The organism is Nocardia sp. FBN12 (genome assembly GCF_050320175.1).
Classification (GTDB): Bacteria; Actinomycetota; Actinomycetes; order Mycobacteriales; family Mycobacteriaceae; genus Nocardia.
Window position 1 is genome coordinate 3,332,915 of the sequence record NZ_CP190048.1, and the last position, 22,269, is coordinate 3,355,183.

The 22,269-nt window shown below is 65.8% G+C and carries 25 protein-coding genes; 12 read left to right on the top strand and 13 right to left on the bottom strand.

Features of this window, described 5'->3' with window-relative positions; all coding sequences use genetic code 11:
- Window positions 1-184: 184 nt before the first annotated feature.
- Window positions 185-1,252 carry a lycopene cyclase family protein gene (locus ACQHI0_RS16050; protein WP_427908738.1) on the bottom strand — a complete coding sequence of 356 codons (1,068 nt, stop codon included), beginning with the start codon at window positions 1,250-1,252 and terminating at the stop codon, window positions 185-187.
- 110 nt (window positions 1,253-1,362) lie between these two features.
- Between ACQHI0_RS16050 and ACQHI0_RS16055 the strand changes: the two genes are divergently transcribed.
- The 5 genes from ACQHI0_RS16055 (at window position 1,363) to ACQHI0_RS16075 (ending at window position 5,519) form a co-directional block, all read left to right on the top strand.
- A complete protein-coding gene (locus ACQHI0_RS16055; protein WP_427908739.1) occupies window positions 1,363-2,265 on the top strand; it encodes a Ku protein in 903 nt (300 codons plus the stop codon).
- Window positions 2,266-2,280: 15 nt separating this feature from the next.
- Complete coding sequence (locus ACQHI0_RS16060) at window positions 2,281-2,817, top strand: GNAT family N-acetyltransferase (RefSeq protein WP_427908740.1); 537 nt, start codon at window positions 2,281-2,283, stop codon at window positions 2,815-2,817.
- A 169-nt stretch (window positions 2,818-2,986) separates the two neighbouring features.
- Window positions 2,987-3,856: a MetQ/NlpA family ABC transporter substrate-binding protein gene (locus ACQHI0_RS16065; RefSeq protein ID WP_427908741.1), complete on the top strand. Its 870-nt coding sequence runs from the start codon at window positions 2,987-2,989 to the stop codon at window positions 3,854-3,856.
- Window positions 3,853-4,857, top strand: a complete 1,005-nt coding sequence (locus ACQHI0_RS16070) for a methionine ABC transporter ATP-binding protein (protein WP_427908742.1) — start codon at window positions 3,853-3,855, stop codon at window positions 4,855-4,857. The genes ACQHI0_RS16065 and ACQHI0_RS16070 overlap by 4 nt, the downstream gene beginning before the upstream one ends.
- Complete coding sequence (locus ACQHI0_RS16075; RefSeq protein WP_427908743.1) at window positions 4,857-5,519, top strand: methionine ABC transporter permease; 663 nt, start codon at window positions 4,857-4,859, stop codon at window positions 5,517-5,519. The genes ACQHI0_RS16070 and ACQHI0_RS16075 overlap by 1 nt, the downstream gene beginning before the upstream one ends.
- 50 nt (window positions 5,520-5,569) lie before the next feature.
- On the opposite strand, the gene ACQHI0_RS16080 is transcribed toward ACQHI0_RS16075, so the two are convergent.
- The 3 genes from ACQHI0_RS16080 to ACQHI0_RS16090 form a co-directional block, all read right to left on the bottom strand.
- Window positions 5,570-6,070 (bottom strand): DUF4189 domain-containing protein, encoded by a 501-nt coding sequence (locus ACQHI0_RS16080; protein WP_427908744.1) that lies wholly within the window; start codon window positions 6,068-6,070, stop codon window positions 5,570-5,572.
- 241 nt (window positions 6,071-6,311) lie between these two features.
- Window positions 6,312-6,866 (bottom strand): NADAR family protein, encoded by a 555-nt coding sequence (locus ACQHI0_RS16085; RefSeq protein ID WP_427908745.1) that lies wholly within the window; start codon window positions 6,864-6,866, stop codon window positions 6,312-6,314.
- 169 nt (window positions 6,867-7,035) lie between these two features.
- Window positions 7,036-8,313, bottom strand: coding sequence for a PucR family transcriptional regulator (locus ACQHI0_RS16090; RefSeq protein WP_427908746.1), 1,278 nt, complete (start codon window positions 8,311-8,313; stop codon window positions 7,036-7,038).
- A gap of 157 nt (window positions 8,314-8,470) precedes the next feature.
- Between ACQHI0_RS16090 and ACQHI0_RS16095 the strand changes: the two genes are divergently transcribed.
- The gene (locus tag ACQHI0_RS16095; RefSeq protein ID WP_427908747.1) at window positions 8,471-9,139 is read left to right on the top strand and encodes a TetR/AcrR family transcriptional regulator; all 669 of its coding nucleotides are present in this window, start codon (window positions 8,471-8,473) and stop codon (window positions 9,137-9,139) included.
- 14 nt (window positions 9,140-9,153) lie between these two features.
- On the opposite strand, the gene ACQHI0_RS16100 is transcribed toward ACQHI0_RS16095, so the two are convergent.
- The 9 genes from ACQHI0_RS16100 to ACQHI0_RS16140 all read right to left on the bottom strand — a co-directional run bounded on the left by ACQHI0_RS16100 (window position 9,154) and on the right by ACQHI0_RS16140 (window position 16,788).
- The gene (locus ACQHI0_RS16100; RefSeq protein WP_427908748.1) at window positions 9,154-9,696 is read right to left on the bottom strand and encodes a DUF4189 domain-containing protein; all 543 of its coding nucleotides are present in this window, start codon (window positions 9,694-9,696) and stop codon (window positions 9,154-9,156) included.
- 96 nt (window positions 9,697-9,792) lie between these two features.
- A complete protein-coding gene (locus ACQHI0_RS16105; protein WP_427908749.1) occupies window positions 9,793-10,221 on the bottom strand; it encodes a DUF4189 domain-containing protein in 429 nt (142 codons plus the stop codon).
- A gap of 179 nt (window positions 10,222-10,400) precedes the next feature.
- Window positions 10,401-10,808: a metal-sulfur cluster assembly factor gene (locus ACQHI0_RS16110; RefSeq protein ID WP_427908750.1), complete on the bottom strand. Its 408-nt coding sequence runs from the start codon at window positions 10,806-10,808 to the stop codon at window positions 10,401-10,403.
- Window positions 10,805-11,287, bottom strand: a complete 483-nt coding sequence (gene sufU, locus ACQHI0_RS16115; protein ID WP_056810385.1) for a Fe-S cluster assembly sulfur transfer protein SufU — start codon at window positions 11,285-11,287, stop codon at window positions 10,805-10,807. Before sufU ends, ACQHI0_RS16110 begins: the two co-directional genes overlap by 4 nt.
- Before the next feature lie 22 nt (window positions 11,288-11,309).
- Entirely contained in the window at window positions 11,310-12,581 is a 1,272-nt protein-coding gene (locus tag ACQHI0_RS16120) for a cysteine desulfurase (protein ID WP_427908751.1), read from the bottom strand.
- Between the two features lies 1 nt (window position 12,582).
- The gene (gene sufC, locus ACQHI0_RS16125) at window positions 12,583-13,350 is read right to left on the bottom strand and encodes a Fe-S cluster assembly ATPase SufC (protein WP_427908752.1); all 768 of its coding nucleotides are present in this window, start codon (window positions 13,348-13,350) and stop codon (window positions 12,583-12,585) included.
- Window positions 13,351-13,382: 32 nt separating this feature from the next.
- Window positions 13,383-14,561 carry a Fe-S cluster assembly protein SufD gene (gene sufD, locus ACQHI0_RS16130; RefSeq protein WP_427908753.1) on the bottom strand — a complete coding sequence of 393 codons (1,179 nt, stop codon included), beginning with the start codon at window positions 14,559-14,561 and terminating at the stop codon, window positions 13,383-13,385.
- Window positions 14,561-15,997 carry a Fe-S cluster assembly protein SufB gene (gene sufB / locus ACQHI0_RS16135; RefSeq protein WP_427908754.1) on the bottom strand — a complete coding sequence of 479 codons (1,437 nt, stop codon included), beginning with the start codon at window positions 15,995-15,997 and terminating at the stop codon, window positions 14,561-14,563. Before sufB ends, sufD begins: the two co-directional genes overlap by 1 nt.
- The gene (locus ACQHI0_RS16140) at window positions 15,994-16,788 is read right to left on the bottom strand and encodes a helix-turn-helix transcriptional regulator (RefSeq protein ID WP_427908755.1); all 795 of its coding nucleotides are present in this window, start codon (window positions 16,786-16,788) and stop codon (window positions 15,994-15,996) included. The genes sufB and ACQHI0_RS16140 overlap by 4 nt, the downstream gene beginning before the upstream one ends.
- A gap of 238 nt (window positions 16,789-17,026) precedes the next feature.
- On the opposite strand from ACQHI0_RS16140, the gene ACQHI0_RS16145 reads away from it, so the two are divergent.
- From ACQHI0_RS16145 to ACQHI0_RS16170, 6 genes are all read left to right on the top strand, one after another.
- Complete coding sequence (locus ACQHI0_RS16145) at window positions 17,027-17,941, top strand: hypothetical protein (RefSeq protein ID WP_427908756.1); 915 nt, start codon at window positions 17,027-17,029, stop codon at window positions 17,939-17,941.
- A gap of 72 nt (window positions 17,942-18,013) precedes the next feature.
- Window positions 18,014-18,943: a rhomboid family intramembrane serine protease gene (locus tag ACQHI0_RS16150; RefSeq protein WP_427908757.1), complete on the top strand. Its 930-nt coding sequence runs from the start codon at window positions 18,014-18,016 to the stop codon at window positions 18,941-18,943.
- Window positions 18,944-19,074: 131 nt separating this feature from the next.
- Window positions 19,075-19,701: a DUF3558 domain-containing protein gene (locus tag ACQHI0_RS16155; protein ID WP_427908758.1), complete on the top strand. Its 627-nt coding sequence runs from the start codon at window positions 19,075-19,077 to the stop codon at window positions 19,699-19,701.
- Window positions 19,702-19,857: 156 nt separating this feature from the next.
- The gene (locus ACQHI0_RS16160; RefSeq protein ID WP_427908759.1) at window positions 19,858-21,114 is read left to right on the top strand and encodes a hypothetical protein; all 1,257 of its coding nucleotides are present in this window, start codon (window positions 19,858-19,860) and stop codon (window positions 21,112-21,114) included.
- A complete protein-coding gene (locus ACQHI0_RS16165; RefSeq protein WP_427908760.1) occupies window positions 21,111-21,611 on the top strand; it encodes a hypothetical protein in 501 nt (166 codons plus the stop codon). Before ACQHI0_RS16160 ends, ACQHI0_RS16165 begins: the two co-directional genes overlap by 4 nt.
- Window positions 21,612-21,692: 81 nt before the next feature.
- On the top strand, window positions 21,693-22,223 hold the full coding sequence (locus ACQHI0_RS16170; RefSeq protein ID WP_427908761.1) for a hypothetical protein: 531 nt from the start codon (window positions 21,693-21,695) through the stop codon (window positions 22,221-22,223).
- Window positions 22,224-22,269: the final 46 nt, after the last annotated feature.

Sequence of the window (22,269 nt, forward strand, 5' to 3'; positions counted from 1 at the left end):
CGATGACGCGACCGCATGTCGACGCGCGGGGGCTCGGAATACAACCGGGCCGTCCCGCCTCGTCTCACCCGATCCTGTTGGCGGGTCGGCGCGTTCGCGTGGCGATCGTAGCAACTTCGTGGCGGTGCCGCCGGGCCTCCGGCACACCCTCGTCCGTCCGGTCGGCTACGGGTCTCGGCTTCGGCTACCGGCGAGCCGCATCGACACTCGCGGTCACGACAGCGCGGCGCAGATTCGGCGGAAGGGCGGCGAACAGAACGCGCATCGCGGCGAGGGTGCCGCGCAGGTCGTCGAGGCCGGACAGATAGGAACGCTGCAGCGGTGCGGGCAAACCGAAGAACGCCTCGAAGAAGACCGGGACCTCGCGCGGCGGGAGAGCCAGCAGCGCACGCAGTCCCGCGCGGCGCAGCGCGGCCACGGCCCGCGCGCGCGGCGTCCACACCGTGTCACCCGCGACAACGGTGTCCGCCGCGGCGAGCGCGGCCGCGACGCTGTATCCGGTCGCGGGGTGGATCAGCCCACCGGCCGCACCGAATCGGCCATGCCCCGGTCTGCCGCCCTGTACCGGAAACCGCACCCGTTCAACAGGTTCGGTTCCGGTGAGTGCGATCCCCCGCGCAGCTAACCGGTGTTCGAGCCTGCGCCGCAACACCTCCGGTGCGAGCGCGGGCCGCCCGGCGAGGCAGGTCTCCTCGAACAGCATGGTGTCGGCGCTCAGCGGTATCGCGTATAGAAACGACGGTGGGTCGTCCGGATCGGCGCCGTTGTCGAGGCGCCAATCCATGAACAGCGTGGGTTCGAGTTCCGCACGGGCCACGACCACGCCGTACGCGGTCTGCTCCGCGCGACGCGGCGACCTGGCCAGCCCCCGCGCATCGACCACCTGCCCGGTGCGGGTCAGCCCACCCGCCGTCCGCACCGATCGTGTCGTCACCTCGACGGCCCGGTCCGCGATCACCGTCGCGCCGTGCAGTGTCAACGACGACTGCAGCGACGCCGTATCGAACACCTGATAGCCGCGGTCGATCCGATGCTCGCGCGCCGCCCACGCCGATGGGCGGTCAACCGCCGCCGCGACCACACCGGAATCGAGCCACCCGGGCAATTCGTCGACCCACGCCGCATAGGTCGGCGTCCACACCCGATCCGGGTGCGGATCGATCACCGTGACGTCGCGTCCCGCCGCCAGCGCACGATGAGCAACGGCCCGCCCCGCGGGCCCGAGCCCACACACGATCACCTCGACACCCACCCGGCAATTGGATCAGACACCACGATTTCAAGCACCGCCGGATCACGGGCGGGCACCTATTCGAGATCGCTTGCTCGCCCCGGCGCGACATTTCGACCATGATGGGGTGCATGAGATCGATCTGGAAGGGCTCGATCGCCTTCGGGCTGGTCAATGTCCCGGTCAAGGTCTATACCGCGACCGAGGACCATGACATTCGGTTCCACCAGGTCCATGCCAAGGACGGGGGCCGGATCAAATACGACCGCGTCTGTCAGGTGTGTGGCAAGTCCGTGCAGTATGCCGATATCGACAAGGCCTATACCTCGCCGGACGGTGAGCAGGTGGTGCTGACCGACGCCGATTTCGCCACATTGCCCGCGGCGGAGAAACACGAGATTCCCGTGCTGGAATTCGTGCCGTCCGATCAGATCGACCCGGTGCTGTTCGATAAGAGCTATTACCTCGAACCGGATTCCACGACGCCGAAGGCCTACCAATTGCTGGCCGCGACGCTCGAACGCATCGACAAGACCGCGCTGGTCCATTTCACGCTGCGGCAGAAGACCCGACTGGCCGCGTTGCGGGTGCGCGACGGTGTGCTGGTCCTGCAGACGCTGCTGTGGCCCGACGAGGTACGCGCGGTCGAATTCCCGTCGCTCGACGACGCGCCCGCCCCGCGCCCGCAAGAACTGAAGATGGCCGAAACCCTCGTCGAGTCGATGTCGGGCGATTTCGACCCGTCCGAATACACCGACGAATACCAGATCGAATTGCAGAAACTGCTCGACGAGGCGATCGCCAGCGGCACCGGCAAGGTCGAGCCCGCCGCCGAGACCGAGCCCGCCGAACAGGCGGATGCCGAAGTCGTGGATCTGGTCGCCGCGTTGCAACGCAGTCTCGAGACCAGCGGGCGGCGCGAAGCCGCGGCGGAGAAGAAGCCAGCGAAAAAAGCCGCCAAGAAAGCCGCACCGCGCAAAGCCGCCACGAGCAAATCCACCGCGGCCAAGACCGCGACCCGCAAGGGCGCGTAGGGCACACTGGCGGCCATGGACACCGCCATCGCTGTCGTGCCGATGGGATTGGGACACCTGCGTCAAGTCCTCGACCTCGGCCATCAGGTCTTCGACACCACCATCAAGCCGTACACGTCGTGGTCGCTGACCGCCGTCGCCGCACACCTCGACAGCCCCGATAACGCCTGCTGGGTGGCGCTGGATTCCGACCGGGTGGTCGGGTTCGTGCTCGGGTCGATGGAGTTCGAGCATCGCGACGACTGGGCCTACCTCGAGTGGATCGCCGTCGCACCCGACATGCAGGGTCACGGGATCGCGCGGCGACTGGTTGACGTCTGCTCGAAGGCGTTGTTCGCGCGCGGCGCCCGCCATATCGTCACCGATGTCGAAGACCGCAACAGCGCCTCGGCCGCGCTGATGACCAGCAGCGGGTTCGTGCCTGCCGCGACCGTCACCTTGCTGGTGCGGCCCAACCCCGCCGCCCCCGACGACGACGCCACGCTGCCGCCGATCACCAAACGCGACCTCGTCCGCCGCGGCAGGTTGTCGGTGGAGCACCCGCTGCGCTGATTCACCCCGGCCGCCGCTTCGCACGCGCAACCGCAGCGTGTCCACAAGTTAGACGGCCGTCCAGGTATTTGCGAGGGTTTCGCTCGCGGCAAGCTAAACCATTGTCGAGGGTCGCGAGGGACGGCTTGGATGACCGAGTTCATCTTCTGCGATCAACTCGGGAGTACAAGTGAAATTCCGTCGGACACTGGCGATCCCGGTGCTGATAGCAACCGCGGCCCTCACCCTGACCGCGTGCGGTTCCGACGACGAGTCGGGCACGGTGGTGCGGATCGGCACCACCGACAAGGACAAAGCCTTCGAAGTCTTCGAACAGAAGGCCAAGGAGCAGGGCATCACACTGAAGGTCACGAACTTCTCCGACTACAAGCAGCCGAACACGGCGCTGTCACAGAAGCAGATCGACCTCAATCTGTTCCAGCATCTACAGTTCCTGGGCCAGTACAACGTCGCGAGTTCGGATACTTTGACCCCGATCGGCTCGACTTACATCGTGCCGCTGGGTCTCTACTCGAAGAAGCACACGGCGCTGGCAGACATCCCCGCCGGCGGTGAGGTCGCGATCCCCAACGATCCGACCAATCAGGCGCGTGCGCTGTTCGTGTTGCAGGCGGCCGGATTGCTGAAGCTCAGCGGCACCTCGGTCCAGCCGACCCCTGCCGACATCGACAAGGCGGCCTCCAAGGTGCGGGTGACTCCAGTCGACGCCGCCCAGACCGCGCTGTCGCTGCCCTCGGTCGACGGTTCGGTGATCAACAACACCTTCCTCGAGCGCTCGGGCGTCGACCCGAAATCGGCGCTGTACAAGGATGATCCGAAGAACCCGGCCGCCGAGCCGTACATCAATGTGATCGTCAGCCGCGCCGAGGACAAGGCCAATCCCACGTATCTGAAGCTGGTCGAGATCTGGAAGGACCAGGCAGTGGCGACCGCGCACGCCGAGGTCACCAAGGACACGGCGGTCGCGGTGAGCCGTCCCGGCCCCGAGCTCGAACGGATTCTGGACCGGGTGCAGCAGGGCATCCGTACGACCAAGTGAACGCGGCGGTCGAATTTCGGTCCGTCACCAAGGTTTTCGGCAGCGGCGACGATCGGCACACGGCGCTCGACAACATCGATCTGCGGATCGAGCCGGGTGAGATCTTCGGCGTCATCGGCTATTCCGGGGCGGGCAAGTCCACGCTGGTGCGGCTGATCAACGCGCTCGACAAGCCGACTTCGGGCACCGTCACGATTTCGGGCACTCCCATCACCGGGGTGCCCGAGTCGGCGGTACGGACGCTGCGCCGCGATATCGGCATGGTGTTCCAGCAGTTCAACCTGTTCCGATCTCGCACTGCCGCAGGCAATATCGAGTATCCGCTGAAGGTGGCGGGCTGGAAGCGGGCCGAGCGCAAGGCCCGCGTGGCCGAGCTGCTCGATTTCGTCGGGCTCACCGACAAGGCGCGCGCCTACCCCGATCAGCTCTCCGGTGGGCAAAAGCAGCGGGTGGGGATCGCCAGGGCTTTGGCGACCTCGCCGTCACTGCTGCTTGCCGACGAGGCAACCTCCGCGCTCGACCCGGAAACCACGGGCGAGGTGCTGCGGCTGTTGAAGAAGATCAATGCCGAGCTCGGGGTGACCATTGTGGTGATCACCCACGAGATGGATGTGATCCGGGCGGTGGCCGCCCGGGTGGCGGTGCTCGCCGAGGGGCGAATCGTCGAATTGGCGTCCACCTTCGATGTTTTCGCGGCACCGCAGGCCGCGCCGACACGATCGTTCGTGGCGACTGTGCTGCACAACCGGCCCGATGCGACGGAATTGGGTCGATTGGGCGAGCTGCACGGCGGGCGGTTGGTCACCGTCGACATCGATGATGACAGCGGTCTCGGCGCCGCGTTGGCCGCCGCGACGGCCGCCGACGTGCGCTTCGAGATCGTTTACGGTGGGGTGAGCACGTTGCAGGACAAGACGTTCGGCAGCGTCACCCTGGCGCTGCACGGACCCGATGCCGCGGTGGATCGCGTTGTCGCCGACCTGGAACGGAACGCGGGCTGATGGAAACCAACTGGGAGAAGCTGCGGCCCACGCTGTTCGAGGCGATCGGCACCACCATCTACCTGGTCGGCGTGACATTCGTCGCGGCCGGGGTGATCGGGCTCGTCCTCGGGACCGCGCTCTACACCACCCGCAAGGGCGGGCTGCTGGCGAACGGGCCGATCTACTTCGTGCTCAATGTGTTCGTCAATATCGTGCGCCCGATCCCGTTCATCATTCTGCTGGCCGCGCTCGGTCCGGTCACGCTGGAAGTGGTCGGCACGACGATCGGTTCGGAGGCGGCGCTGTTCGTGATGATCGTCGCGGCGTCGTTCGGCATCGCCCGGATCGTCGAGCAGAACCTGGTGACCGTCGATCCCGGTGTGATCGAGGCGGCGCGTGCGGTCGGCGCGGGGCCGCTGCGGATCATTCTCACGCTGCTCATCCCGGAAGCGTTGGGGCCGTTGATTCTCGGCTACACCTTCGTGGTGATCTCGATCGTCGACATCTCCGCGATGGCGGGCACCGTCGGCGGTGGCGGGCTCGGCGATTTCGCGATCGTCTACGGGTATCAGCAGTTCCAGTGGCAGGTCACGCTCGTGGCGGTGCTGATCATCATCGTCGGCGTGCAAGCTGTGCAGTTCTTCGGCAATTGGCTGGCGAGGAAAGTTCTGCGCCGCTGAATACAGCAGGGGCACGGAGTGATTCGTGCCCCTGCTGGTTCAGGTTCGCCTCAGACGTTGGCCGTACAGGCCGACAGGATCACGCTCGCCGCGCGCGGCGACGCCGAACCCAGATCCGGGAAGGGCGGGGCGCTGAAGCCGAGCACATCCACCGCGCCACGCTCGGCCGCGGCCAGCGAGTGATCCCACGCCCACCCGAAGCGGTAGTCCGCGCCCTGCGCCACCGCACCGCAAGCATTGCGGAACTCGACGACGACCTGGCAGTCACGCACACCGCACTCATCGAGCGCGGCCCGGCTGGCCGCCGCCCAGCTGCCGTAATTCACCGCAGAGGCGACCACGGCACGGCTCGACGACAAGGCCAGCGCCCCATAGAGATCCCCGGCCGCGGCCTGGAATCCACCATCGCGCGAGACGGCCGTGTACCCCGGCGCCTCAGCGATCGCCACACCGCTGGCTCCCGCGGCGGCAGGCCCCGCGGTCACCACGGTGAACGCGGCCACCGCAGCCGTGGCAGCAATACCCAGGGCATATTTGCCCACAACAGACATCAGAGATTCTCCCCGTCGAAATACCGGCTCCGCGCCTCGAAGCCGAACCAATCATGAACGGCCGCCCACTCCCCCGGAAATAGTTATCCGACATCGCCGCGACGGCCGTCCGGCGAATCTGTCATAGCGCCGAAACATCAGCTCCAGCAGCCATATTCGCCGCATGCAACGCCCGATTCCTCCCGAACCGTTCGTCCGCTACAGACTAACAATGCCCTCCGACAAGTAACGGCCACCACGACTACCGACCGCCCAGCTCATCCCGCGCCCGCATCAACGCGAACCCGAGCAGATTGAGCCCCTTCCAACGCCCAGGATCCGCGACATCGGGGTCGTCGGCAGCCATCCCGATTCCCCAGATCCGGTCGACCGGACTGGCCTCGACGAGCACCCGAGAACCGGTCCCGGTCAGATACTTTCGCAGCGCGTCGTCCTGCCCGAACTTGGCGACGCTCCCCGCGACGACAATGTCGAACCGCGCACGTTCCCACACGTTTTCGTCGAAGCCGCCGATCTGCCTGCCGAGCTTCTTCGCCTGGCTCGGATGACCGACCTCGAGAACCTTCGCCGCGATCGCCGAATCCTCGAACAGCATTGCCTTGCGCCACATCATGTAGTGCTCGGCACTGGCGAACTCCACCCCGTCGACCTCGAATGCCGCAGGCCACCACTGACTCAGGCAGCTCGACCCAATCGTTGCGTCCCGACGCGGAGCGTGCCCCCAGAACGCCAGGTATTTCGGCGAAGTACCCTGCGCGATCGCCTGGCACAACTGCTCTACGGATTCGAAAGCCATCACCCCTCCTAGTTTTGGTCTATGTAACCATAGATAGGAAGTGGGTGCTACCCACTCTGCGAGGCGCCTGGCGGATTCGCTTGGCAGACTGGGTAATCGGCATTCGCGGGTACGAGCGCCGACACCTCGACGCACTCGCGTCGTGATGCCGATGCGGGCGACTTCGGTGTCAGGCCGAGCGGGCGCGGTCCAGGGCGGGGTAGGAGTGGCGGGGGACGCCGGTTTCGGCTGCGACGTGCGATTGAGGGGCGGGGCCGGTGTGGAAGCTGCGGGCGATCATCGAGGAGCGCAGTTGCCAGAGGCCCGAGGATTGGGCGGGGTCGAGGCCGGTGAGCTGGGCTACTCGGCGCAGGCGGTAGTCGACGGTGTTGGTGTGGATGTGCAGCAGGCGAGCGGTGCGCTGGCGGTTCATGTTGTTGGCGATGTGCACGCGCAGGGTTTCGTAGAGTTCGGGGTGGTTGTCGAGGGGGGCGAGGAGTTCGCCGAGACGGGCGCGGCCGGGGCCGGGGCGGGTGAGCTGGTATTCCAGGGCCAGATCGCCGAAGCGGTAGAGGCCGGGGGCGCTGTCGAGGCGCTCCACCATGTCGAGGAGTTCGTGGGCGCGCTGGGCCGCGTCGGGGATCTCGTCGGTGGTGGCGGGTACCAGGGCCGCGGTGATGTCGACGTGCGCGGCCCGCGCCAGCGCCTCGACCAGGGCGTCGAGTTGGCCGTCGACCAGCAGATCGGCCGGGATCAGCAGCGTGCCGCCGTCGACCGACAGCAGCGAGAGCACCTGGTCACCACAGCGGTGCGCCAGCGCCGTCTGCACCCTGCGCAGCTTGCGCCGGGCCACCACCGCACCGTTCACACGCGGGTCCCGCTCGTCGGGATGCGCCCCGATCGACAGGGCGAGAACCGAATACGCGTCGGCGACGGTGATGCCGACCTCCCGCGCCATGGTGACGGTCGACTGACCGGCCAGCAGCGCCGAGGTGAGCGTGTGCACGGCGGTGTGATGCTCGCCGACCGCCTCCCGATGCTCGCGGATATAGGACCGGGTCACGGTGGTACACAACAGGTCCGAGATCTCGACCGTCCGGCGGAACCCGTGGATCAGGCTCGCGCGGTCGGCGTCGGCCGCCTCGTCGTAGACCGCGTCGAAGGCGAGCCGGAAGCCCTCGTGGAACGCGTGCAGGATCGTGTCGATCGGCACGCCTTCGCGCGCCCAGCCCGCCGCCGCCACCGCGAGGCGGTTCAGCTTCACCTCCTCATCGCGCCCGTCGAGCATTCCGCCGACGATCTCCAGGCACATCCGGGTGACAGAAGTGACGTCGCCGGCGATCACATCGCCGGGTAGCGTCCGGCAGGTCGCGACGTTGTCGACGAAATGGCCCACCAATCGGCTGGTCATCGTCCGGACGTCACGCAGGGGCTGCCACAGGGCCGTCTCGTCCAGTTGGATCGTCATCGTCGACTCCTCCTTCTACACCCCGGCGCCGCCGGTGGTGGTTGTGCTTGCCGCCCTGTCCGCCGATGTGATGGCCTACACTGCGGTTTCTCTGTGATCATGACTGTAGGGTGAGCAACCGCTCACCTTCTACTCTTCTTTCTGCCGAGGTCGATAGATGCCCCCGCAAGCCGATAAGCAGCGCAAACGCCCCAAGCAGGACCGGGCGAAGGAGACGAGAACACGCATTCTCACGGTGGCCGCTCATCTTTTCGGCACCCGCGGCATCGGCAATACCTCGACCAACCGGATCGCCACCGAAGCGGGCATGAGCATCGGCACCCTGTACCGGTATTTCAACGACCGCGACGAGATCGTCAAAGAACTCAACGACAGCCTGTTTCTGCAGGTAGAGGAGCGCTACAGCCAGCTGCTGACCGCTAGCTCGAACCAAACCCCGCGCGATGCCGTGGTCGACCTGATCCGCTCGGCCGTAGACATCCTCGTCACGAACGGGCCGCTCGTGCGCGCCCTGGTCGCCGACCTGCAGTTCTACGGCAGCGGCATCCCCGAATTCGAACCCCGGCTGCGGATGCTCATCAAGCTCTACATCATCCAGTTCATGGGTCCGATCAAGCACGCCGACATCGACGTGATGGCCTTCGTCGTGCTCAACGCGGGCTTCGCCACCGCGTTGCGTTCGGTCGAACTCGACGACGCCGAACTCGACGCCATCATCGTGGGCACCGCCGACATGATCAGCGCCTGGATCGACACGGTCGCCGCGGCCGAAAACGCTGAGCGCACAACGACAAAAGGCCCGGATCCGACAAGGATCCGGGCCTGATCGCTACGCGGTGATCAGCGCGCGTTCGCCGTGCAGATGACGTCGATGATCTTGGCGCCGCTGAGGTTCGCCGAACCCGTGTTGGCCAGGATCGCGGTGGGCGTCACCGTCGAAAGCTTCTCGTGCGCGAGGCGCTCAGCCTCTGCCCGGTTGGGGGCGACGGCCCATGCGAAGGCGTCGTTGCTCTGGATGAGCGCGCCGCAACCGTTGGCCCAGGTGGCGATGACCTCGCAGTCGGCGAAGTAGCAATCGGCCAGCGCGATCGTTTCTGCCACCGCGGCATCGACTTCGTTGGCGCTGGTGCCGTAGATCAGTTCGCTCTTGCTCACCGCGATCGACGCCCACTGATTGCCCGCGGCACTCGCCGAACCGGCACCCAGCAGCGAACCGGCCGCAAGACCCATCGCCGCAACGGCGAAGCCGGCCTTACCCATGAAACTCATCGAAAGATCTCCTCTTGAAAGCTGTTCCGGAAGTCCGGAACCTTCAAGATCATCACCGATCGCCCGGTGATAGCCAACCGGACCGGGAAACGTCACACCGAGCACGGTCGACACATATCCGCAATATCCGGGCGGTGCCCAGCACCCGAGGCGAGGACGACGCAAGCCCGGACCGATGTGCGGTCCGGGCTTGCGCGGTTGCCGTGCGGATCAGCCCGCGTTGTCGGTGCAGAGCGTGTCGATCACGCGACCGCCGGCCAGCTGCGACGAGCCGACGTTGACGAGCAGGTTCTGCGGGGTGCCCTCGGTCAGCGCGAGGTAGGCCTCCCGCTCCGCCTCGGCGCGGGTCGATCCCTTGCCCCAGGCGATGAACTCATCGTTGTCCACCAGGGCCAGGCACCCGTTCGCCCAGGTGACCTCCACGTAGCAACCATCCGCGGCGCACTCTTCCAGCGCTGCGGCCTCGGCCTCGGCCCGCGTCGGATAGTTGATCGAACGACCGAAATTCGCCCAGTCAGCGTCGATGGCCATCGCGCCCCACTCGTCGCTCGCCGCATTCGCCGAACCAGCACCCAGCAGCGACCCGGCCGTAAGAACCGACGCCGCGACGGCGAAGCCGACCTTACCCATGAAATTCATTCGAAAGTACTCCTCGTGAAAGCTGCTCCGGAAGTCCGGAACCTCGAGATCATCATCGAATGTCCGGTGAAAGCCAACCTCACCCGCGAAATGTCACATTGTGACCGGTCAGTGCAATACCGCCAGCACATGAAAGGGCCCGGATCCCTGCAGGATCCGGGCCCGACATGCGGAATGTTCTACACCGTGAAGCCGAGGGCGCGCAGCTGTTCGCGGCCGTCATCGGTAATCTTGTCCGGGCCCCACGGGGGCATCCAGACCCAGTTGATCTTCAGGTCTTCGACCATGCCGCTGCGCACCAGCGCGTTGCGGGACTGGTCCTCGATGACGTCGGTCAGCGGACAGGCCGCCGAGGTGAGCGTCATGTCGAGGGTGCAGATGTTGTCCCCGTCGACCGACAGGCCGTAGACCAGGCCGAGGTCGACGACATTGATGCCGAGTTCGGGGTCGACGACGTCACGCATCGCCTCCTCGAGGTCCTCGAGGTGCTGAATCTGTTCGGCCGTCAACTCGACCTCGGCGGGTTTGTCGACCTCGACCGCCGCCGCGACGTCCGGGGTCTGTGCGATATCGGTGCTCTCACTCATGTGGCAGACTCCCCATTTCCCATCGGTGCCTTGGTTTCCTCGGCCGAACTGATCTGCACGACAGCGTCTTTGAACGCCATCCAGCCCAGCAGCGCACACTTCACACGCGCCGGGTACTTGCTCACGCCGGCGAGGGCGATGCCGTCGCCGATCATGTCCTCATCGCCTTCGACGGTGCCACGGCTGGAGATCATCTCGCTGAACGAGTCGACCACCTTCAGCGCCTGCTGCACCGGCAGCCCGATCACCTGATCGGTGAGGATCGAGGTGGCGGCCTGACTGATCGAGCAGCCCTGGCCGTCGTAGGAGACGTCGGCGACCTCGCCGGCGTCGTCGATCTGCACGCGCATCGTCACTTCGTCACCGCAGGTCGGGTTCACGTGGTGCACCTGCGCACCGAACGGTTCCCGCAGCCCGCGGTGGTGCGGGTGCTTGTAGTGATCCAGGATCACTTCCTGGTACATCTGTTCCATACGCATGATCTAGGCAACTCCACGGTGTCTAATTGTCGGCCTTCGCTTCGCTCACGCCGAAGAAGGCCTTGGCCTTCCGCACGGCCGCGACCAGTGCGTCGACCTCATCGAGGGTGTTGTAGACGGCGAACGAGGCACGCGCGGTGGCGGCGACACCGAACTTGCGGTGCAGCGGCCAGGCGCAGTGGTGTCCGACCCGGATGGCGACACCCTGGTCGTCGAGGATCTGGCCCACGTCGTGGGCGTGGATCCCGTCGACCACGAACGACACCGCGCCACCGCGATCGGTGTTCTCGATCGGCCCGACGATCCGCACACCGTCGATGGCGGCGAGTCCGTCGAGCGCGGCACCGGTGAGTGAATGCTCGTGCGCGGCAACGGCATCCATGCCGAGGTCTTCGAGATAGCGCACCGCGGCGGCCAGCCCGACCACCTGCGAGGTCATCGGTGTGCCCGCCTCGAAGCGCTGCGGCGGCGGCGCGTAGGTGGTCTTCTCCATGGTGACGGTCTCGATCATCGACCCACCGGTGATGAACGGCGGCGTCTCCGCCAGCAGCGCGCGTCGGCCGTACAGTCCGCCCACACCCATCGGGCCGAGCATCTTGTGACCGGAGAACGCGGCGAAGTCGACACCGAGCTCATGGAAGTCCACCGCCATGTGCGGCACCGACTGGCAGGCATCGAGCACGACGAACGCGCCGACTGCCTTCGCCCGGCGGACCAATTCGTCCACCGGAGCCACCGCGCCGGTCACGTTCGACTGGTGGCTGAACGCGAGAACCTTTGTCGCGGGCGACAGTTCGAGCGAATCCAGGTCGATGCGGCCGTCATCGGTGATGCCGTACCACTTCAAGGTCGCACCGGTGCGGCGCGCGAGCTCCTGCCACGGCACGAGATTCGCGTGGTGTTCGAGCTCGGTGATGACGATCTCGTCGCCGGGGCCCACCTTGTAGGGGAACCGGTCGTCACCGAACGCGTTGGCCACCAGGTTCAGCGACTCGGTCGCGTTCTTGGTGAACACGATCTCGCCGGGATCGGCGCCGACGAAGCGGGCGATATCGGCGCGCGCCTGCTCATAGGAGTCGGTCGCTTCCTCCGCCAGCTGATGCGCACCGCGGTGCACCGCGGAGTTACGGGTGAGCAAGAACTCGCGCTCGGCGTCCAGCACCTGCAGCGGACGCTGCGAGGTGGCACCGGAATCCAGGTACACCAACGGTTTCCCGTCCCGCACCGTGCGGTGCAGGATCGGGAAGTCGGCCCTGATCCGGGCCACGTCGAGGGCGGGCACCGTAGCGGTCATATCAGGCTCCAGCGGTCGCGGACGTGAAGCGCTCGTACCCGTTCGCGTCGAGTTCGTCGGCCAGCTCGGAGCCACCCTCGGCGACGATCTTGCCGTTGACGAACACATGCACGAAGTCGGGCTTGATGTAGCGCAGGATGCGGGTGTAGTGGGTGATCAGCAGCACGCCACCGTCGGTGCGCTCCTTGTAGCGGTTGACGCCTTCGGAGACGATGCGCAGCGCGTCGACGTCCAGACCGGAGTCGGTCTCGTCGAGGATCGCGATCTTCGGCTTGAGCAGACCCAGCTGCAGGACCTCGTGACGCTTCTTCTCGCCACCGGAGAAGCCCTCGTTCACCGAGCGGTCGGCGAAGGCCGAGTCGATATCGAGCTCCTTCATCGACTCCTTCACCTCCTTGACCCAGGTGCGCAGCTTGGGGGCCTCGCCGCGCACGGCGGTGGCGGCGGTGCGCAGGAAGTTCGACATCGAGACGCCGGGGACCTCGACCGGGTACTGCATGGCCAGGAACAGGCCGGCGCGAGCACGCTCGTCGACCGACATGTCGAGGACGTTCTCGCCGTCGAGGGTGATGGTGCCCTGGGTGACGGTGTACTTCGGGTGGCCCGCGATCACATAGGACAGCGTGGACTTGCCCGAGCCGTTGGGGCCCATGATGGCGTGCGTCTCGCCGGACTTCACGGTGAGATTCACGCCGTTGAGGATCTGCTTCGACTCACCCTCGGGGGTGGTGATCTCGGCGTGCAGGTCCTTGATTTCCAAGGTGGTCATCGAATTCGAATCCTTCGTTGCAGTAAGTGGTGTCAGATACCGACAGTGGCGAGTTCGGCCTCGATGGCCGCCTCGAGCCGCTCCCGGACCTCGGGGACCGTGACCTTCTGGATGATCTCGAAGAAGAAGCCACGCACGACCAGGCGGCGGGCGACGTCTTCGGGAATGCCACGAGCGCGCAGGTAGAACAGCTGCTCGTCGTCGAAACGGCCGGTGGCACTGGCGTGTCCGGCACCGGCGATCTCGCCGGTCTCGATCTCCAGGTTCGGCACCGAGTCGGCGCGAGCGCCGTCGGTGAGCACCAGGTTGCGGTTCGCCTCGTAGGTATCGGTGCCCTCGGCGGCCGCGCGGATCAGCACATCGCCGATCCAGACCGTGCGAGCGTCACCCTTGTCCGAGGCCGGATCGCCCTGCAGCGCACCCTTGTACAACACATTGGACTTGCAGTTGGGCTCGGCGTGGTCGACCAGCAGACGCTGTTCGAAATGCTGGCCCGCGTCGGCGAAGTACAGGCCGAACAGCTCCGCTTCACCACCGGGACCGGCGTAGCGCACGGTGCCCGACAGGCGAACCAGGTCACCGCCGAGCGTCGCCGACACGTGGCGCAGGTTCGCGTCACGGCCCAGCTTCAGGTGATGCGCGGTGACGTGCACGGCGTCTTCGTTCCATTCCTGGACCGCGACGACGGTGAGCTTGGCGCTGTCGCCGAGCACGAATTCGACGTTCTCGGCGTAGGTTCCGCTGCCGCGCTGGTCGATGACCACGGTGGCGACGGCGAAATTGTCCAGGCGGATCTGCAGGTGACCGTAGGCGATCTTGCCCTCACCGGGACCGGTGATGGTGACGGTGACCGGGTCCGACACTTCGGTTTCCGGGCCGACCGTGATCACGGTCGCCTCGGAGAAGCCCGAATAAGCCTGGGCGGCAACACGATCGGCGGGGGTACCGGCCTGGCCGAGGCGAGCGTCGGTGCGGCCCACCGTTTCCACGGTGACACCGGCGACTTCGCTCACCTCGACGGTTGCCTGACCATCGGCGACAGCGGTGCCGTCGTGCAGGCCGCGCAGGCGGCGCAGCGGGGTGAACCGCCACGCCTCGTCGCGGCCCGACGGGATCTCGAACTGGTCGACGTCGAACGAGGTGAAGACCTCGCCCTTGTTGACCGCGGCGCCCGCGCCAGGATTCTGGATCGGCGTCTCGAGCGTCGACATCAGCCCACGGCCCCTTCCATCTGCAGCTCGATGAGCCGGTTCAGTTCCAGTGCGTATTCCATCGGCAATTCCTTGGCGATCGGCTCGACGAACCCGCGCACCACCATCGCCATCGCCTCGTCCTCGGTCATGCCGCGGCTCATGAGGTAGAACAGCTGCTCCTCGGACACCTTGGAAACGGTCGCCTCGTGACCCATCGTCACGTCGTCTTCGCGGATGTCGACGTAGGGATAGGTGTCGGAGCGGCTGACCGTGTCGACCAACAGCGCGTCACACTTCACGGTCGACTTCGACCCGTGGGCGCCCTTGTTGATCTGGACCAGACCGCGGTACGACGCGCGACCGCCACCACGCGCCACCGACTTCGACACGATGGTCGATGAGGTGTGCGGGGCCAGGTGCAGCATCTTGGCGCCGGTGTCCTGGTGCTGGCCGGGGCCCGCGAACGCGACCGAGAGGACCTCGCCGTGCGCGTGCTCGCCGGTCATCCAGACCGCCGGGTACTTCATGGTGACCTTGGAGCCGATGTTGCCGTCGACCCACTCCATGGTGGCGCCCGCCTCGGCCTTGGCCCGCTTGGTGACCAGGTTGTAGACGTTGTTGGACCAGTTCTGGATGGTCGTGTAGCGGCAGCGGCCGCCCTTCTTCACGATGATCTCCACGACCGCGGAGTGCAGCGAGTCGGACTTGTAGATCGGGGCTGTACAACCCTCGACGTAGTGGACGTAGGCGTCCTCGTCGACGATGATCAGCGTCCGCTCGAACTGGCCCATGTTCTCGGTGTTGATCCGGAAGTAGGCCTGCAGCGGGATGTCGACGTGCACGCCCGGCGGCACGTAGATGAACGAGCCACCCGACCAGACGGCGGTGTTGAGCGCGGAGAACTTGTTGTCACCGGCGGGGATGACCGAACCGAAGTACTTGTGGAAGATCTCCGGGTGCTCCTTCAACGCCGTATCGGTGTCGAGGAAGATGACGCCCTGGGACTCCAGGTCCTCGCGGATGGAGTGGTAGACGACCTCGGACTCGTACTGTGCGGCGACACCGGAGACCAGACGCTGCTTCTCCGCTTCCGGGATGCCCAGCTTGTCGTAGGTGTTCTTGATGTCCTCGGGCAGGTCTTCCCAGCTCTCGGCCTGCTTCTCGCTCGAGCGCACGAAGTACTTGATGTTGTCGAAGTCGATGCCGGCGAGGTCCGAACCCCAGTTCGGCATGGGCTTGCGATCGAAGATGCGCAGCGCCTTGAGGCGCACGTCGAGCATCCACTCTTCTTCGCTCTTCTTCGCCGAGATGTCGCGGACGACGGCCTCCGACAGGCCACGTTGCGCACTGGCACCGGCCACATCGGAGTCGGACCAGCCGTAACCGTAGGTGCCCAGCGAGGCGATGGTTTCGTCCTGGGTGAGCGGTTGCACCTGGTCGGTAGGGGTCGTCATTCGGCACTCCTTCCGGAGTCGTTCGTTCGTCCCGCCGCGGGCTGTGCGGCGGATGGGATCTTCGGCACCGCGACCAGCGGTACGTGGGTGGTGCAGGCGCAATCGCCGTTGGCGATCGTCGCAAGTCGCTGCACGTGGGTACCGAGCAGGTCGCGGAAAGCGTCCAATTCGGCAGCGCACAACTGCGGGAACTCCTCGGCGACGTGAGCCACCGGGCAGTGGTGCTGACAGATCTGCACACCGGCGCCGACCTGACGGGTGGTGGCGGCGAAACCGGCCTCGGCGAACGCTTCCGCGATCTCCTCCACCTTGGCTTCGATCACCGGTGCGGTGTGGTCGGCGACGGGCTCGATGCCGTCGACGATCACCCGAACCCGCTTACGCGCGAATTCGGCGATCGCGGCGTCGCCACCGATCTCGCCGAGCTGGCGGATCGCCGCCCCGGCCAGATCGTCGTAGGCGTGACCGAGATTGCCCCGGCCCGCCGCGGTGAGCTGGTACTGCTTGGCCGGCCGACCGCGCCCCTTCTGCTGCCACGGCGCGGAGCGGCTCGCCCGAGCCTGGCCGGCGTCGATGAGCGCGTCGAGGTGTCTGCGCACCCCGGCGGGCGCGAGACCGAGTTCGGTGCCGATCGCCGTCGCGGTGATCGGCCCCTGCTCGAGCAGCAACTGGACGATGGCCGCCCTGGTCTGCCCTTCGTGCGCGGTCGCCGCGGGCACAGCAGACGACCGAGCGCCGGTCGTCTTACGACCGCCACTTTCCACGTCTGTCCGCAAACCCACGGTTTTCACAACACCAGTGTGGCGGAATTGCTTCCCTAAATCTAATAAGGGTCACCTGACAAAGGGTGCCCTGACCTGCGATGAAGATCATCGGGGCCACACCTTCCACCACAAAACCCCAGGTGCACCCCCTGCGGACTGATCTGCGGCCCGCTGCGCGGTGATCCATCGCACAGGCCTACCCCGCCGTCCGGGCGTCTCGTGGCACGATGTCGAGGCATCCGATCGGCAGTCAGGGGGAACCACCGTGCAACGACTGTTGCTCGCTGTCGCACTGCTCGTCACCGTTGTCGCGTGCGGGGGCCCGAAGCCGGCTGCCCCGTATTGGAGCGTAGAGGCGACCACGGATGCGCAGGTCTTCGAGGTATTGCGGCAGGCCGGGAAGGTCGAGGCCTGCGCATTGCTTCCGCGAGCGGAACTGGCGGACCTCGGTACGCCCGGCCCCGACCGACTGCACCAGACGGCGGGCTGCCGGGTGAATCTGCAACGGCCGGACGGCACCGGGACGCTGTTCCTCCAGGTAGTGGCCGGGGTATTCGACGGCGCGTGGGGATACGTTCCCGAGGGGAACCGTCCGGCGACGATCGGCGGCGCGTCGGTCGTGACGGTCGAAGACCGTGCGACCACCAGAGATGGCAGGGTGCCCGATGGCGAGCGATGGTGCCGCGTCGATGTGAAGTATCCGGCGTCGGTCGGTTATCAACTGAACTTGCGCCTACCGGCGGGCAGCGACAGTCCGTGTCCGGCAGCCGAGCGACTGGCGCGGGTCGTGATGGACCGCTGGGTCGAACAGCCACCGCACGGCACCACACCGGGTCTGCCACGCAGCATCGTCGCAGGCATCGATCCGTGCGCGGTCCCGAAATCTCTCGGTGCCGCCATCGATGCCCGTGAGCAGCAACTCGGGGCGTGCTCGTTCACTCTGGACGGGGCGCCCAGCGGCATCATTTTCGACTACTTCCCCGAGGAAAGCTTCGCCGGCGGACGTCGTGACGACCGCGGCCGATATGTGCTGCCCGAGGGATACGCGCTGATGAAAGGGCAGCTGGGGCCCGCATTCGCCGACAGCGAGAACGGCCGCCTGGCGCCCGCGGTGATCGTCCCGGACGACACTCCCACCTCGCACCGCGTGATGAACGCCGTCCTCGACCACTTCGCGTAGCCATCACCGCGTGCTCGGATCGCGGGGTGCCGATACAGGGCCGCCTGCGTCGGGGTCTGGCACGATGGGCAGGTGTCGAACCCGCTCACACCAACGTGTGTCCGTCATCCCGATCGGCCTACCGGACTCGCGTGTACGCGGTGCGGGCGGCCCGCCTGTCCTGATTGCCTGCGCCCGGCGTCGGTCGGGCAGCACTGTGTCGACTGTGTGCGGCAAGGGCAGCAGGACGTGCGACCGGTGCGAACCGTCAGCGGGGCACGCCAGGGCGGGCCCGTTCCCTATGTGACCTACGGGCTGATCGCGATCAATGTGCTGGTCTACGTGATCACCGCGGCGCAGGCCGGTAGCCCGATGGACAACTATCGCGGGTCGGCGGTGTTCCGCGAGTTCGTGCTGGTGCCGCTGCTGGTGGCCGACGGCGAGTGGTGGCGACTGTTCGGGTCGGGGTTCCTGCATTACGGCGCGATCCATCTGCTGGTCAATATGTTCGCGCTGTACGTCGTGGGGCGTGACCTCGAGCAGGTGCTCGGCCGGGTCAGGTACGGGTGCGTTTACCTGGTCTCGCTGCTCGGCGGGTCGGCGGCGGTCATGATGCTGTCCGATTCGATCACCGCGACGGCGGGCGCCTCGGGTGCGGTGTACGGCCTGTTCGGCGCCGTCACGGTGACGCTGATCCGGTTGCGGCAGAGCCCGACTCCGATGCTGGTGGTCATCGGCGTGAACGTGCTGATCAGTTTCTCGATCCCGGGAATCTCGCTGTGGGGCCACCTCGGCGGCCTGGCCGCCGGCACGTTGAGCGCGCTCGGCATCCTGTTCGTGCCCGGTTGGCTGTCGGCCCGCGATCAGCGATCCGCGCAACGCATCGGCTGGGCGGCACTCGGGGCGGTCGCGCTGGTCTGCCTGGCCGTGATCATCGCCGCCGTATTCTCGCTGCGCTCGGACCCGGACTTCGACGGACCACCGGCCGTCGCCGCGCCGACCCCTGTCGAAGTACCCAGGTAGTTCAGACCGGCAGTGCACGATCGCCATTCGGACCGAGTCGTTCGGCGTGGCGGCCTTCTGCAATGATCACGAACGACCAGCGACCGTCTGGTACTGCCGATATCGCGCGGTGACACAAAGATCGGGCTCCGATGATCAGAAGAAGCTTCGCCGCTGGTTGCCTGGCGGTAAGCGCGACAACGCTGGTTGCCTGTGCGGGCAATTCCACCGAGGACCGCGCGAATACGGTAGTTCCAGCGACCACCGCGCCCACGACCTCCGCTTCCGTGCAGGTTCAGGTCCCGCCGGCACCGGTGCAGACCGGCGCCACCCAGGTTCGGTTCGACCCCTGTGTCAGCGTGGGCGACGATCTGGTGACCCGCGCTGGATTCGACCCGGCTACTCGCGAAAGAGCCGCAGACGAAAGCGTATCCAGCCTCTTGACGACAATCGGTTGCCAATTCTGGCGTGAGGAACTCGTCGATGGCGAGAAGTATCCGACCGGCGGTTTGGGGGTGACGTCGAGCGACATGACGCTGGACGACATCAAGCGCAACCCGGGCCACACCGTATTCGACTCCGACCCGATCGGCGGGCGCGAAGCCGTGCTGTACCGGACTCCACAGGTCCCCAGCTCATGCTCAGCGTCCATCAAAGCCCCCGATGGAACCTTCACTGTGCGTCTGACAGTGCCCCCCGGTCCGGTTGCCGTGCCGGAGCCATGTGACCAGATCCGCCAACTGGCCGAAATCTTCAGCGAATCCCTCGGCGGCAACTAGGTCATTCGAGCATTGGGACATGGCACAGTTCTTCGGTTTTGACAGGCCATAGTCGTGCCCCTAAGGTCCGACCATGACCGGAGCGGGAGTCCGGCGGTGGGGAAACGACGTTCAGCTCCGCCTCGTTGAGTAGTGCACAGTTAGGGCATAACACCGATGGCGGAAACCTTCGCGGCGAATCCCAGTGAGATCGCTGGTCTCGGCAATCTCGTCACCTTGATCGCCGCGGACGCCCAGGCAGCCTCAGCCTTCGTGGCCAAGGAGGGGCGGGCCGCTGATTGGCTCCACGGACCGATCATCGACACGCTGGTAGCCCCCATCAATGACGCCGCCGAATGGATGTCCAAGCGCCACGAAGTGCTGGCGACTACCACCGCGAGCACCGGCACCGAACTCAACAAGGCCGCCTGGATGTATCACAGCCAGGATCAGAAGACCTACGCGGCGCTGAACGCACACACCGAATCCGGTCTCGCAGTAGGCGACAACGTCGAGGAGACCGGCGCCACGGCCCAATACGAGGGTGCCGCTACGTACCCGAAGCCGAAAGAGGTCAAACTCGACCCACCATCGGCGAACAAAGATGACGTCATCGGTCTCATCGCAGATATTTTCCCAACGCTCGGCAGCGTGAACGAATCGATCAAGAGCATGACTCGCGCGGCCGGCAACGAACAAGATCCACTGGGCAAATGCTTGTCGCCGATTCCCGGCAACTGGTCCGAGATCCGCAGGCTCGGCGACGTCTACAAGTCGGCAGGCAACGGCCTCGAGGCATGCGGTGAGAATCTCGAATCCGGAATCAAGCGGATCGACGGGACCACGAACAACACGCCGAATTGGGACGGTCAAGCCTCGGTAGCCTTCACCGACTGGGCTACAAAGCAGATCGCCGCGATGAAATGGGAAGGTCCTGTCGGCCGCGTCGTCAGCGACTGCGCGGGCGTGGTCGCCGATTTGATCAGGGATGGAATCAAAGCCATCATCGAAGGCTTGTGGGGGATGCTCAACAAGTATGTCGATTTCGACGACATCAAAGGTGCTCTCAAGTCGGTCGCCAACATCTTGTCCGCGGCCGTCCCGGCGCTGGGCGCTGCCCGGATCGCCAAACTCGTCGTTGATATCGCCACGATTGTCACAAACGCCGTCAACACGGTTCTCAAGATCAAAGAGCTCGTTGAGGCTTTCCAGAAGCTGCTCGAGTACATCAAGGATCCGATAGGCAAGTTGCAGGACAACGCGAAACAAAAATTGGAGGAGGCCGTCGCACCCGTCACCAAGAGGGTTGACCAGGCGACCCGAGCCACAGCTATCGGCCAGGATCTCACGCGAATCGCCGACTACGGCAACTACACGAACCGGCCGACCGAGGGCTATGACACCGGTGCCGCGCCGTGGGAGAACGCGAAATGACCCGGCCGCAGTGGGGCAGCATGCGAGAGCCCGATCTCGACGCCGAGGTGGAGGCTTTCGCGCGCAAGGTCATGGACGCCGCGGACGATCTACGAACGGCCACTATCCGCCTGAACAGCATAAACGTTGACGAACTCTTCAACAGCGCCACCGAGGTGACCGAGGAGTTCATCTCGATGGTCGCCGGGATGGACACGGCGTCCCCGGCACTGAAGGCCTACGCCGAAAGAGTAGCCGCCGGTGAATGCCGATGGTGCGACATCGAGACACTCGCCCGTCCGGTTCCACCGGAGGTCGCCGAGATGAAAAGCTTGCCGCAGGAGTTCATTTGGAAATGGACACCGGAACCCCCGCAAGCGCCACCTCCACCACCGCCGCCCGCGTGGCCACCCGCCCAGACTTCCACCGGTCGATTCCGACCAGCGGATAACGTCGTCGGCCCCAGCGACTGGCCGGAGGACTTCGAGGATTTCCCCGACGATCGGCCTTGGCGCTGAGACGCACCATGCCGTGACGTCGTGTTCCGAGGTGCCGCTACAGGTGGCTCATCACATTTCCGTTTTGCTTGAGGAGTTCGTATGGCGCGGTCGGGCAGGCTGGTCAACCCGATGACGCTGGTGTGGATATCGGGTGTCGCGGTCGGGTCGGTCATCTTCGTCGGGGGCGCACTGAATCTCGGTGTCGCACTAGCCCGATGGACCGGTTCCGGCGTCGCAATGGCGCTGTTCTTTCCAGCGAGCCTGATACTGGGAGTCCTTGGATGGATGGTCTTGTTGGCCGGCGCTTGGCGGATGCGGCGGGCTTATCTGCGGCGGGTCGGTAGCGAGGTGTCCGCAGTAGTGGTCGAGTCGGATCTGGAATGCAAACGCAGTAGAAGGCTGTTCAACTTCGATTTGTGGCGGCTACAGATCGAGGTTCAGTTCCCGCACCCGGATTCCGGTGCGGAGGTCCAGGTACGGAAGCAGTTCTTGTACCACGAGTTCCGGGTGGCCACAGCGCGAGCAATGGGTGAACAGCTGAGCATCGGGGCCTCGGTTCCCGTCCTGGTTCGTAAGAAGTCGGCCCTGATCGAAATTCCGAAGCGGCCTATGTGGATCGATATCTGGTGATGTACGGATCGATTCCCCGACGAAGTGCCCAGGTAGAAGCGAGTGC